The following is a 12,494-nucleotide window of genomic DNA, read 5'->3' as shown; positions in this document are numbered from 1 at the left end:
CTTGATGGGGTGACAGCAGTGGATCTGGGACTACCGATCGTGCGCAGCACCCCTGACGGGTCCGCACGGCCGGACACGCCGCTGCTCGTGGACCGGTTCGGCCGGGTCGCGAAGGACCTGCGGGTCAGCCTGACCGACCGCTGCAACCTGCGCTGCACCTACTGCATGCCTGCTGAGGGCCTCGACTGGTTGCAGAAGGACGAGCTGCTCACCGACGCCGAGCTGATCCGCCTCATGCGCATCGCCGTCGTCGACCTGGGCGTGACGGACATCCGCTTCACCGGCGGCGAGCCGTTGCTCCGCAGAGGCCTGGAGCACGTCATCGCCGCGACGGCCGAGCTGGAGCCGCGGCCGCGCATGTCGATGACGTCGAACGGCATCGGTCTCAAGCGCAGGGCCCAGTCGCTCAAGGACGCCGGCCTGAACCGCATCAACGTCTCGCTCGACACCCTCGACCCCGACCGCTTCGCCACGCTGACCAGGCGCGACCGCATCACGGACGTGCTGGACGGCCTGGACGCCGCCCGTGCGGCAGGCCTGGAGCCGGTGAAGGTCAACTCCGTGCTGCTGCGCGGCATGAACGAGGACGAGGCCGTCCCGCTGCTGCGGTTCTGCGTCGAGAACGGCTACCAGTTGCGGTTCATCGAGCAGATGCCGCTCGACCCGCAGCACGGCTGGACACGCACGAACATGGTCACGGCCGAAGAGATCCTCACGATGCTCTCGGCCGCCTACACGCTCACACCGTCGGAGACTCCGCGCGGTGGTGCGCCGGCCGAGCGCTGGCTGGTCGACGGCGGGCCCGCGACGGTCGGCGTGATCGCGTCCGTGACCAGGCCGTTCTGCGCCGCCTGCGACCGCACCCGGCTGACGTCGGACGGCCAGATCCGCAACTGCCTGTTCAGCCAGACCGAGACCGACCTGCGCACGTTGCTGCGCGACGGCAGCCCCGACGAGGCGATCGCCGACGCGTGGCGCGCCACGATGTGGGCCAAGGCCGCTGGTCACGGCATCAACGACGCGGGCTTCCACCAGCCCGACCGTCCCATGAGCGCAATCGGAGGATGAGCGTGACCGGCGTGAAGATCAGGTACTTCGCGGGTGCGCGCGCGGCGGCCGGAGTGGCCGACGAGGACCTGCTGCTCGACTCCCCTGAACCCACCGTGGCGCTCGTGGTGAGCACCATCGGCGAACGGCACGGCGACAAGCTCGGCAAGGTCCTCGCCGCGTCCAGCTTCCTGCTGGACGGCGTCGCGGTCCGCGACACGTCGGTGCGCGTGCCCGCGGGCTCTCAGCTGGACGTGCTGCCGCCGTTCGCGGGCGGCTGAGCCAGGAACGCCTCCGCGCGGGCCACCACCGCGCTCTGTTCGCGGGCTCTCGCCAGTTCCAGCGCCTCCCCGGCGACTGCCGCGTCGCCGGTCGCCTCGGCCAGCGCCAGCAGCGCCTGGGACTCCAGCAGCCGGTCGTCACTGGTTCGCGCTTCCCGCACCAGCTCCTCGGCAAGCGCCCGATCATGCCTCGCGAGCTCCAGCTGCGCCCGGCGCCGGCCAACCGAGTAGCCGACGGCGTTCGCCTTCTCGACCGCCGCCGCGAAGTCACCGAGCAAGATCAGCGCCTCGACCTCGGTGCGACCGTCCTCGACCTTCCGCGCCTCCTCGATGCTCGTCAGCGCCAGGGTTCGCGCCTGCGCGTGGTCACCGGTCTTCGCGGCGATGTCCGCGAGGTTGACCAGCACGTTCGGCGTCGAGAACGGTGCCGCCATCGTCTCCTGGTAGAAGGTCAACGCGGCCTCCAGGTGCCGCCGCGCCTCGTCGAACTCCCCGAGTTCGAGATGGGCGAAGCCGAGGTTCTCGGCGGCGACGGCGACCTTGAGCTCGAGTCCGTGCTCCTCCGACAGCCCCCTGGCCTCCTCGAACAGCTCGATCGCCTTGCGCAGCTCGCCGCGCATGCCCAGCATCGTGCCGATGTTGGCCAGCACGGTCACGTGCAGGTCCGGATGCTCACCTGACATTCGCCGCGCGTCTTCCAGGTCCGCCACGGCACCGGCGAGGTCACCCATGTCCCGCTTCAGCAAAGCCGTGTTGTTGAGCAACGTGGCCCGCATGTGATCCGTCGTGGCCAGCTCGGACGCGACGCCGTAGGACTTCAGCGCGTCGGCGTACTCGCCCCGCAACCAGTGGAGCTGACCGAACCCGTTGTGCATCGCCCCCTCGCGGACCACGTCGCCCGCCGCGTGCGCCGTCGCCAGGCCGGCGGTCAGCGCCAGGGCCATCTCCGCCCGGTAGCCGCTGGAGACGAGGTAACCGCGCAACACGTCGGCGAGCTGGCTGGCGAACGGGTGCGGCGCGATCTGCACGGCCGCCACGAGCACCGGGCGTTTCGCGTCGAGCCACGCACGCGCCTCGTCCGCGGTCTCGAACGACCGCCCCTCGACGTCGACCGGCAGCGGATCCAGCCGTTTCATCGTCGGGTGCGCGAGCTCGGCGGCGACGTGCGCGGTGGCCAGGTAGAAGGACAGCAGCCGGCGCAGCGCGGGTGGTCCTTCCCCGCCCACCTGCTCGGAGGCGAAGAGCCTGATCAGGTCGTGCAACTGGAACCGTTCGCCGGTCTTCTGCACGAGCCCGGCGCGTGCCAGCACGTCCAGCAGCCTCTCGGTGTCCTCTGTGGACAGACTGCCGATGACGGAGGCCGACCGCACGCCGAAGTCGGTTCCGGGATGGACGCTGAGAAGTCCGAAAAGCCGGCGCGCGTCGTCCGGCAAAGCCTTGTAGGACAACGCGAACGCGGCCCGCACCGCCGCGTCGCCCTCGATCTCCAGCGCGTCGAGCCTGCCGTCGCCGCGCAGGTCGGCCAGGTAGTCGGACAGGTGCCGGTCCGCGAGGTGGGCACCCGCGATCCTGAGCGCGAGCGGGAGATGCGCGCAGAGCTTGATCAGCTCGGCGCGGTCCTCGGATGACCCGTCGATCTGCCACCGGTCGAGCAACGTGCCCGCCTCGTCGTCGGCCAGCACGTCCAGCCTGACCTGTCCGGCAAGCTCGTTGCGGCTGGTCACGATGGCCGTGCAGCCGTCCACGCCCGGCACGAGCGGGCTCAGCTCCGCGGCGTTGTCGAGCACCACGAGCACCCGGCGGCCACGCAGTTTCGACCGGTACAGCTCGATCTGCTCGTCGAGGTCGAGCGGGACCTTCGCCGGCGGCACGCCCAGCGAGCGCAGGAACCGGCCGAGCGCCTGCTCGACGGTGAGCGCCGGTCCTGATGCGAACCCGCGCAGGTTGACGTGCAGCTGACCGTCCGGGAACCGGTCGCGGATCCGGTGCGCAAGCCTGATCGCGAGCGCGGTCTTGCCGATGCCGGGCGGACCGGTGATCGCGAGCACCGGAGCGCCGGACGCCGCCAGTGCGCCGAGCTCGTCCTCCCGGCCGACGAAGTCCGGCAGGTCCGCGGGCAGCTGCTGCGGCCCCGGCGGACGCACGACGAGCCGATAGCCGGACGCGTCGGTGACGATCTCGTCGTCGACCGACCGCCGCAACCGCTTGACCAGGGTTCGCAAGGCGGGCAACGGTTTCGCCGGCGGTTCGTCACCCCACACCGAGCGGACGAGATCCCCGAACAGCACCGGTTGACCAGCCTGGTCTGCCAGCGCCCTGTGCAGCGCGGCCAATCTCGACTCACTGCTCATGACGACATCTTCTCCACCCATGCTCGACGTCCGGTCTGGCGGGCCAGTTCCAGCGCGCGAATCCGGCACCGTTCGGCTTCCTCGTCGTCGCCCATCGCCCGGTGGACCTCGGCCAGCTCCGCCAGCGCGGGCACCAGTCGCACGTTCAGCTGCCCGCGTTCGGCCGCCGCGACGGCCTCGACCGCGTGCTCGAAGGCCGCGCTGAGGTGCCCGAGCGCGCGTTGAGCCGTGGCCAGCCCCGTCAGCGCGTCGACCTCGCCCCGCAGGAAGCCGACCTTGCGGCACAGTTCGAGCCCCTGCTGGTGGTGCAGCAGGGCGTCCTCGAACCGGCCCTGCGCGCACGACGCCAGACCGAGGGTGTTGTGGGCGTCCGCCTCGGACTTCGGGTCGTCGCCCTCGATCGCCAGCTCGAGCGAGCGGAGGGCACCGGCCTCCGCGTCGGCGAACCGCCCGCGCGCCAGGTCCAGCAGCGCTTTGGTGTCGAGCGCGCGCAGGACGAACACGACGCCCAGCGACGGGTCGTCGAGCATCGGCGTGAGCGCGTCGAGGTGTTCCTCGGCGCTCTCGATGTCACCGGCGAGGAGGTAGCCGTCCACGAGGTGCCCTTCGGCGAACGCGGTGCCGAGCGTGAGGCCCTGCTCCGCGGACAGCCTCGCGACCTCCTTCGCGTACGAGATGCCGAGGTCCAGCGGGCCGAGGTCCAGGTGGATGCCGCTGAGGTTGTACAACGCGGGCGGGTGGTCCCCCAACATCCGCTGTGCCTCGCGCAGTGCGTCGGCAGCCGCGGCGAGACGGCCGTACTCCCAGTTCACGATGCCGAGGTTGATCAGGAACCCGCTGAGCGCCTGCTCGTCGCCGAGTGTCCTGGCCACCGCGACGGCCGCCTCGAACTCGGTGAGCGCCTCGGCGAACTGGCCGCCTCGCCAGTGCGCGAGGCCGAGCGAGCCGCGCATGGCGGCCTCTGCGGCCTGGTCGTGGTGCCGCCGGGCCGTCCGCAGTCCCGTTTGGACCGTGGCGACCCAGTCGACGAGATGGCTGTGGAAGTAGAAGTAGGCCCGCATGGCGTCGGCGAGCTGCCACGTCACCGGCTGGTCCGCCGCCGCGGAGATGGCCGCCACGACGCCTGCCCGTTCCGCGTCCAGCCACGCGAGTGCCTTGGGCGTGTCGGCCAGGTCATGACGCGGCACGCCGTCCGCGATCGCCGGCAACGGCAGCCTGCGGAACTCCGGGTGCAGCGCGCGGCCGGCCGCGTCCGCGTTGACGAGGTAGTAGTCGTGCAGCCGGCCGAGCTCAGGCGCGGCGAGCCTCATCGCGTAGATGCGGAGCAGGTCGTGCAGGGAGTACCGGTCCTGCGCGCGCTGCACGAGGTTCGCGTCGACGAGCTGGCCGAGCGGACCCGCCGCGTCCTCACCGAGCAACGCCGTCGCGCCACCGACCCCGAAATCCGGTCCCGGCACGTGCCCGAGCAGCCGGAACAGCCGTTGCGCCGCAGGGGTTTGCGCGCGATACGAGAGGTCGAAGGTCGCCCACACCGCCGCGTCGCCCTCGATCTCCAACGCGCTCAGCCGGTCGTCGCCGCGCAGCTCGGTCAGGTAGTCCGGCAGGTGTCCGTCCGCGACGTTCGCGGCCGCGATCCGCAACGCCAGCGGCAGGTGCCCGCAGAGCCGCGCCAGCTCGGCCCGTTCGGTGCGGCTGCCGCCGATGTGCAGGTGCGACAACAGGTCCTGCGCCTCGCCGTGACCGAAGACGCCGACCCTGAGCTGTTCGTACTCCGGCAGGTCGGTGCGGCTGGTGACGATCACCTTCGTGCGCTCGCCCGCCGGCAGCAGCGGGCCGAGCAGCTCGCGGGTCGCGTTGTCGATCACGACCAGGACGGCGCGGTCAGCGGTCATCTGCTGGTACAGCTCGGTTTGCGCGGCCAGGTCGACCGGGACCTCCTCTGCCCCGAGCGCACGCAGGAACCGCGACACCGCCTGTTCCGGCGTGACCGGCGCCCCCGGCGAGAAGGCGCGGAGGTTCACGTACAGCTGGCCGTCGGTGAACCGGTCGTGCATTCGATGTGCGATGTGGACCGCGAGCGACGTCTTGCCGACACCGGGCGGCCCGGTGATCGCCAGCACCGGTGCCGCCGAGTCGAGGGCCTTCGCGATCTCGTCGGTGCGGCCGACGAAGTCCGGGAGGTCGGCCGGCAGCTGGCGCGGGCCGGGCTTGCGCAGCACGAGCCGGTAGCCGGACGGCTCGGTGACCACTTGATCGGTCGCGCGCAGCCGCTGCACGAGATTGCGCAGCGCGCCCCTGGGATTCGACGGCTTGTCCTCACCCCAGACGGCGTCGACCAGCTCGTCGAACGACACCGGCTGGCCGGGCCTGGCCGCCAGGGCAGCGCGCAACGCCTCGATCCTCATGTGTTCATCGTGCCGAAACTTCGATCAACCGCCGCGCCCATTCCTTCCGGCCGGTCACGCGCGCCAGGTCCAGCGCTCGCCGGCGACACCTCTCGGCCTCCGCCTCGTCCCCGTTCGCCCGGTGGATCTCCGCGAGTTCCGCCACGACCGGCACCTGACGAACCCGCAACTGGCCGCGCTCCGCGATCTTGTCCGCCTCGGTGGCGAAGCCGAGCGCCGCCGCCAGGTTTCCCAGCACGCGGTGATCGGCGGCCAGTGCGGTCAGCGACTGGACCTCGCAGCGTGCCAACCCCGCTTTTCGAGAGAGCGCCAGCGCCTGGTGGTGCTGCTGAACCGCCTCGTCCAATCGCGAGAGCTGTCGGAGGACGCTGCCGAGCGTGCTGTGGGCGTCCGCCTGGTTCAGCTCGTCCTCGTGGCTTGCCGCGACTTCGAGCGCCTGACGGCAGACGCTCTCCGCTTCGGCGAGTCGGCCCTGCTCGAACAGGAGAAGCGCGCGGCTCTCGAGAACGCTGGCGGCGAAGGAAGGACCTAGCTCGGGCGTCACCAGGGGTTCCACCTCGGCCAGGTATCTCTCCACCTCGTCGAACTCCCCGATGAACTGGTGGGAGACAGCGAGACCGTGAAGGCAGATCGCCACTCCGGCCGTCAGGTTCTGCTCGACCGACATGCGCAACGCGTCCTCGCCACAGGACACGGCGAGATCCAGCGGACCGAGGTCCTCGAGGACGCAGCTCAGGTTGAACAGCGTGTTCGGCTTCCGAACGATGGAGAGCGACTCTCGCATCGCCTCTGCCGCCTCGGCGAGGTTGCCCAGCTCCCAGTGGATGATGCCGAAGTTGCCGAGGTAAGGCTGCAACGAGTCGAGATCGTTCTCCTGCCGGGCGAGCGAGACCGCTCGCGCGTATTTGGGCAGTGCTTCGGTGAACTGGCTCGACCGCCAATGCGCGAGGCCGAGCGAGCCGAGCATGTTCGCCTCCGCGCCGACCTCGCCGAGGTGCTGCGCTGCCTGCAGCCCCGCCTGCGCGGCGGTGCGCCACTCGATCGCGTTCGCGGCGTGGTGCATGAAGTAGGCGCGCATCGCGTCGGCCAGCTGCCAGGTGATCGGTTGGTCGCCTGCCGCGAGCACCGCCGCGACGACGTTGGCCCGCTCGGTGTCGAGCCAGGCCAGTGCACCCGGCTCGTCGGGCATGTCGTGCCGGGGAAGGTCGTCCGGCAACCTCGGCAGCTCCATCCGGTGCACCTCCGGATTGAGCCGCCTGCCTGCCGCGTCCGCGTTGACCAGGTAGTACTCGTACAGCCGGGTCGGCTCGGGTGCGCCGAGGCGGAGCGCGTAGGCGCGCAGCAGGTCGTGCAGGCTGTGGCGGTCTTGTGCGCGTTGCACGAGGTTCGCGTGGACGAGGTGCCCGAGCGGCTCGGTGGCGTCCTCGCCGAGCAATGCCGTGGCGGCCTCGACTCCGAAGTCCGCGCCGGGGATCTGGCCGAGCAGTCGGAACAGGTGCTGAGCGCGCTCAGGCAGAGCCCGGTAGGACAGGTCGAAGGTCGCCTGCACCGCCGCGTCGCCCTCGATCTCCAGCGCGTCGAGCCTGCCGTCGCCGCGCAGGTCGGCCAGGTAGTCGGACAGGTGCCGGTCCGCGAGGTGGGCACCCGCGATCCGCAACGCGAGCGGCAGGTGCGCGCACAGCTTGATCAGCTCGACCCGGTCCTGCGGTGAACCGTCGATCTGCCACCGGTCGAGCAGCGTGCTGGCCTCGTCGTCGGTCAACACGTCCAGCCTGACCTGTCCGGCGAGCTCGTTGCGGCTGGTCACGATGGCCGTGCAGCCGTCGACGTCCGGGACGAGCGGGCTGAGTTCGGTGGCGTTGTCGAGCAGGACGAGGACGCGGCGGCCACGCAGCTTCGACCGGTACAGCTCGATCTGCTCACCGACGTCGAGCGGGATGTTCGCGGGCGACACGCCGAGTGAGCGCAGGAACCGGCCGAGCGCCTGCTCGACGGTCACCGCGGGTCCCGCCGCGAACCCGCGCAGGTTGACGTGCAGCTGACCGCCTGGGAACCGGTCGCGGATCCGGTGCGCGAGCCTGACCGCGAGCGCGGTCTTGCCGATACCGGGCGGGCCGGTGATCGCCAGTACCGGAGTGTTCGAGGCCGAGAGCGCGGCCAGCTCCTCGTCACGCCCGACGAAGTCCGGCAGGTCTGCCGGGAGCTGCCGCGGTCCCGGCGGGCGCACGACGAGCCGGTAGCCGGACGCGTCGGTGACGATCTCGTCGTCGATGGACTGCCGCAGCCGCTTGACCAGGCTGCGCAGCGCGGGCAACGGCCCTGACGGCGGATCGTCGCCCCACACCGCGCGGATGAGATCGGCGAACAACACCGGTTGCCCCGCCTGGGCGGCGAGGGCCCGGTGCAACGCGGCCAGCCGGGATTCCTTGCTCATGCGGGACATCATGATCCGAACGCCGGAAGACCGTCCTCCGACCGTGAGGAGAGCGTCTCCGATGGCCCAAAAGCCGTGAGCCACGCCTCACTTTCCGTAATAGATCTCGGCCGATCTCAGAACGGATACGGACCGATAACGACGGTCCTGAGCTGCCGTTTTGTAGGGTCTGCACAACGTTCCAAAACGTTACTGTGATGCGCATCACAGCTTGATACGTTTGGTGAGGGCATCTCCGGTTACGTACCGTCGCTCCTCGGCTGGCCCCGACCAGCCACGAGCACGACCGGAGGACCGAGCACCGAACCCAGTCCGAGGGTTCTCCGGCACAACCCCGAGCGAGAGATACCGCCGGACTGGGACGCAGGGACGTACCGGGCCCCGAACCCGAGTTCCTGGCCGCAGGTGTGGTGGACCGAGAGGCACATGGCTTTCAACCGAGGCAAGCAGGGCAAGCAGGGTTCCGCCGCTCGCACTATCGCCAAGGTCGCGGTCGCCGGCATCATCGCCGGCGCCCCTCTGGGCCTGGCCGTTGGCACCGCCAACGCTCAGGGAATGGACTGGGACGCACTCGCGCAGTGCGAGGCCAGTGGCAACTGGGCCGCCAACACCGGCAACGGGTTCTACGGCGGTCTGCAGTTCACGCAGGGCACCTGGAACGCCAACGGCGGCTCCGGTAACCCGGCGAACGCCTCCCGCGCCGAGCAGATCCGTGTCGCCGAGAACGTGCTCCGCACGCAGGGCGAAGGCGCGTGGCCGTCGTGCAGCAAGCGCATCGGCGCCTACGTGGGCAAGACCGCGCCGGCCCCGAAGCAGGCCCAGCCGCAGCGCAAGGCTGCGCCGCAGCAGCGCACCGCTCCGGTGCAGCAGGCTCCGGTTGTCGCGCTCGCGGGTTCGAAGTCGAACCCGAACGGCAACTACGAGATCAAGGCCGGCGACACGCTGTCCAAGATCGCCGACGAGAACAAGGTCGCCGGCGGCTATCAGGCCATCGTGGAGAAGAACAAGGACTTCCTCACGAACCCGGACCTGATCTTCCCGGGCGACAAGATCCAGCTCTGATCTGGGTTTCTCGCTGAATTTCGGTCGGCCCTGTGTGTGCGGGCCGACGTAGGACCAGGGATCTCACCGTTACCCCCCCGACGGTGAGGTCCCTGCCTGCGTTCACGGCTAAGGGCAGTTGACCCACTCGTCCTTGCCGTCGGAGAACACCTGACGCTTCCAGACCGGCAGCCGGGCCTTCACCTCGTCGACCAGGTCCGCGCACAGCGAGAACGCTTCCTTGCGGTGCTCTGCCGCCACCGCGCACGCCAGTGCCACGTCGCCGATCTTCAGCGGGCCCACGCGGTGCGAGACGGCGATGCCGTGCACACCCGAGTACTTCTCGGCGAGCGACTCGACCACCTCGGCCACGACGTCGCCCGCGGACGGGTGGGAGTGGTACTCGAGCTCGAGGACGGACCGGCCACCGTCGTGGTCTCGGACCACGCCGGAGAACGTGACGATCGCGCCTGCCCGGTCCGAGGTGACCAGGGCCTCGTGTTCTGCCACCGAGAGGGGCTCTTCGGTCACTGCTGCTCTCAGCACGACGCTCATTTGTGGTCACCTCCGCGCAACTGGTCCAACGCATGCTCTACGACGGTGGCCAGGACGTCCAGGCCGTCCCGGACTCCGCCGGTCGAGCCCGGCAGGTTGACGATCAGGGTCCGGCCCGCGACACCGGCCACACCGCGCGACAGCACCGAACCCGGTACGCGGGGCCAGCCGGACATGCGGATGGCGTCGGCCAGCCCCGGGACCTCGTAGTCCAGGACCGCGCGCGTCGCCTCCGGGGTGCGGTCGGTCGGGTTGATGCCGGTGCCGCCGGTGGTCAGGACGAGATCCGCGCCCCAGGAGACCGCCGTGCTCAAAGCCTCGCGAACGGGCTCGCCGTCCGGCACGACGACCGGATCCGAGACCGAGAAGCCGCGTTCGGTCAGCCAGGTGGTGATGATGGGGCCGCTGCGGTCTTCGTAGACACCGGCGGCTGCTCGGTTGGAGGCGGTGATGACCACAGCCTTCACGGACGCTCCCACAGGCCCGACTTGCCGCCTTCCTTGCGTTCGACGCGCACGGCGTCCAGGGTGGCGGCCGGGTCCACGGACTTGACCATGTCGTGCAGGGTCAGGCCCGCCACCGAGACGGCGGTGAGGGCTTCCATCTCGACGCCCGTGCGGTCGGTGGTGCGGACCGTGGCGGTGATCAGCACCGCCGAGTCGGCCAGTGCCAGGTCCACGACCACCGACGACAACGAGATCGGGTGGCAGAGGGGGACGAGCTCCCAGGTGCGCTTGGCGGCCATGATGCCCGCGATCCGGGCGGTGGCCATGGCGTCGCCCTTGGGCAGGCCGTCGGCGCCGAGCAGTTCGACCACTTCGGCCGTCGTGTGCAGGACGCCGGTGGCGACGGCCGTCCGGGTGGTCTGCTCCTTGCCGGAGACGTCGACCATGCGGGCCGCGCCTTGTGAGTCCAGGTGGGTGAACTGCTTGGTCATACCGCGATCGTATGCCTGCTCACAGTGCGCGGCCCGGGCCGAAGTCCCTACGAAGTGGCTGCCTTGCGGACTGCGTCGGCCACGGCCGGAGCAACGGTGTTGTCGAAGACCGACGGAACGATGAACGACGCGTTGAGGCGGCTGCCGTCCACCACGTCCGCGATGGCCTGCGCGGCGGCCAGCAGCATCGCGTCGGTGATGGTGCGGGCGTGGGCGTCCAGGAGTCCCCGGAACACGCCGGGGAACGCCAGCACGTTGTTGATCTGGTTCGGGAAGTCCGAGCGGCCGGTCGCGACGACGGCGGCGTGCTGCTGGGCCTCCATCGGGTCGATCTCCGGGTCCGGGTTGGCCAGGGCGAACACGATGGCGTCCTTGGCCATGGTCGCGACCTGCTCCGCACCGAAGAGGTTGGGAGCGGAGACGCCGATGAAGACGTCCGAGCCGACCAGGGCGTCGTGCAGGCGGCCGGCCTGGTTGTCCTTGTTCGTGGAGGCCGCGATGGACTTCAGGTTCGAGTCCAGGCCTGGGCGGTCGCGGTGCACGATGCCGTCGACGTCCACGGCGATGATGTCGCCCGGCGTCTGGGCCTGCAGCAGGCGGATGATCGCGGAACCGGCCGCGCCGACGCCGCAGACCGTGATGCGGCAGTCCTTGATGTCCTTGCCGACGACGCGCAGGGCGTTGCGCAGCGCGGCCACGACGACGATGGCGGTGCCGTGCTGGTCGTCGTGGAAGACCGGGATGTCGAGCTTCTCGCGCAGGCGGGCCTCGATCTCGAAGCAGCGCGGCGCGGAGATGTCCTCGAGGTTGATGCCGCCGTACACGGGAGCGATGAGCTCGACCGCGCGGATGATCTCCTCGGTGTCCTGGGTGTCCAGGCAGACCGGCCAGGCGTCGACGCCCGCGAACTTCTTGAACAGGGCCGCCTTGCCCTCCATCACCGGCAGCGCGGCGGCGGGGCCGAGGTTGCCGAGGCCCAGCACGGCCGAACCGTCGGTGACGACGGCGACGGTGTTGCGCTTGATGGTCAGGCGGCGCGCGTCGTCCGGGTTCTTGGCGATCGCTTCACACACACGAGCGACACCCGGCGTGTACGCGCGGGAGAGGTCGTCACGGTTTCGGAGCGGAACCTTCGACGCGATCTCGATCTTGCCACCGAGGTGCACGAGGAACGTGCGGTCCGACACCTTGCGGACGACGATGCCGGGCAACGTCTCCAGCGTGTCGGTGATGTCCTTCGCGTGGTTCGCGGAAAGCGCGTTGCACGTGAGGTCGATGACGACGCGGTCGTTGTGCGACTCCACGACGTCGAACGCCGTGATCACCCCGCCCGCGCGGCCGACAGCCGTCGTGAGGTCACCCGCGGCGCTCGCTGACGGCGGCGCCTCCAGGCGAACTGTGATCGAGTAACCAGGGCCGGGGACCGGCATCGTCTTCCTCCCA

General features: G+C 70.2%; 10 protein-coding genes. 3 read left to right on the top strand and 7 right to left on the bottom strand.

The features are described from left to right. The first annotated feature begins 9 nt into the window (after nt 1–9). Both moaA and UK23_RS18900 read left to right on the top strand, forming a co-directional pair. The gene (gene moaA, locus UK23_RS18905) at nt 10–1,068 is read left to right on the top strand and encodes a GTP 3',8-cyclase MoaA (RefSeq protein WP_045312883.1); all 1,059 of its coding nucleotides are present in this window, start codon (nt 10–12) and stop codon (nt 1,066–1,068) included. Beyond that, nucleotides 1,065–1,328 carry a MoaD/ThiS family protein gene (locus tag UK23_RS18900; protein ID WP_045312882.1) on the top strand — a complete coding sequence of 88 codons (264 nt, stop codon included), beginning with the start codon at nt 1,065–1,067 and terminating at the stop codon, nt 1,326–1,328. Before moaA ends, UK23_RS18900 begins: the two co-directional genes overlap by 4 nt. Here UK23_RS18900 and UK23_RS18895 read toward each other — a convergent pair. The 3 genes from UK23_RS18895 to UK23_RS18885 are packed head-to-tail and all read right to left on the bottom strand — an operon-like array spanning nt 1,292 to nt 8,518. Continuing rightward, nucleotides 1,292–3,679, bottom strand: a complete 2,388-nt coding sequence (locus UK23_RS18895) for an ATP-binding protein (protein ID WP_196777789.1) — start codon at nt 3,677–3,679, stop codon at nt 1,292–1,294. The two genes, UK23_RS18900 and UK23_RS18895, sit on opposite strands and share 37 nt — an antisense overlap. Continuing rightward, a complete protein-coding gene (locus UK23_RS18890) occupies nt 3,676–6,084 on the bottom strand; it encodes an ATP-binding protein (RefSeq protein ID WP_045312881.1) in 2,409 nt (802 codons plus the stop codon). The genes UK23_RS18895 and UK23_RS18890 overlap by 4 nt, the downstream gene beginning before the upstream one ends. A 4-nt stretch (nt 6,085–6,088) precedes the next feature. After that, nucleotides 6,089–8,518 (bottom strand): tetratricopeptide repeat protein, encoded by a 2,430-nt coding sequence (locus tag UK23_RS18885; RefSeq protein ID WP_052684802.1) that lies wholly within the window; start codon nt 8,516–8,518, stop codon nt 6,089–6,091. 426 nt (nt 8,519–8,944) lie between these two features. Here UK23_RS18885 and UK23_RS18880 point away from each other — a divergent pair, with 426 nt between their 5' ends. Continuing rightward, a complete protein-coding gene (locus UK23_RS18880; RefSeq protein ID WP_045312880.1) occupies nt 8,945–9,580 on the top strand; it encodes a transglycosylase family protein in 636 nt (211 codons plus the stop codon). 108 nt (nt 9,581–9,688) lie between these two features. Here the strand turns inward: UK23_RS18880 and UK23_RS18875 are convergent, their stop codons facing one another. From UK23_RS18875 to UK23_RS18860, 4 genes are read right to left on the bottom strand one after another with little or no spacing between them, the layout of a single operon-like run. Further along, on the bottom strand, nt 9,689–10,114 hold the full coding sequence (locus tag UK23_RS18875) for a molybdenum cofactor biosynthesis protein MoaE (protein ID WP_045312879.1): 426 nt from the start codon (nt 10,112–10,114) through the stop codon (nt 9,689–9,691). Continuing rightward, nucleotides 10,111–10,581: a MogA/MoaB family molybdenum cofactor biosynthesis protein gene (locus UK23_RS18870; RefSeq protein ID WP_045312905.1), complete on the bottom strand. Its 471-nt coding sequence runs from the start codon at nt 10,579–10,581 to the stop codon at nt 10,111–10,113. The genes UK23_RS18875 and UK23_RS18870 overlap by 4 nt, the downstream gene beginning before the upstream one ends. Then, nucleotides 10,578–11,051 (bottom strand): cyclic pyranopterin monophosphate synthase MoaC, encoded by a 474-nt coding sequence (gene moaC, locus UK23_RS18865; protein ID WP_045312878.1) that lies wholly within the window; start codon nt 11,049–11,051, stop codon nt 10,578–10,580. The genes UK23_RS18870 and moaC overlap by 4 nt, the downstream gene beginning before the upstream one ends. A 47-nt stretch (nt 11,052–11,098) precedes the next feature. Continuing rightward, a complete protein-coding gene (locus UK23_RS18860; RefSeq protein ID WP_045312877.1) occupies nt 11,099–12,481 on the bottom strand; it encodes an NAD-dependent malic enzyme in 1,383 nt (460 codons plus the stop codon). Nucleotides 12,482–12,494 lie beyond the last annotated feature (13 nt).

This window comes from Lentzea aerocolonigenes (assembly GCF_000955955.1).
GTDB classification, from domain to species: Bacteria; Actinomycetota; Actinomycetes; order Mycobacteriales; family Pseudonocardiaceae; genus Lentzea; species Lentzea aerocolonigenes_A.
The sequence above is the reverse complement of the archived record's forward strand: the minus strand, read 5'-3'. Positions and strand labels throughout refer to the sequence as shown.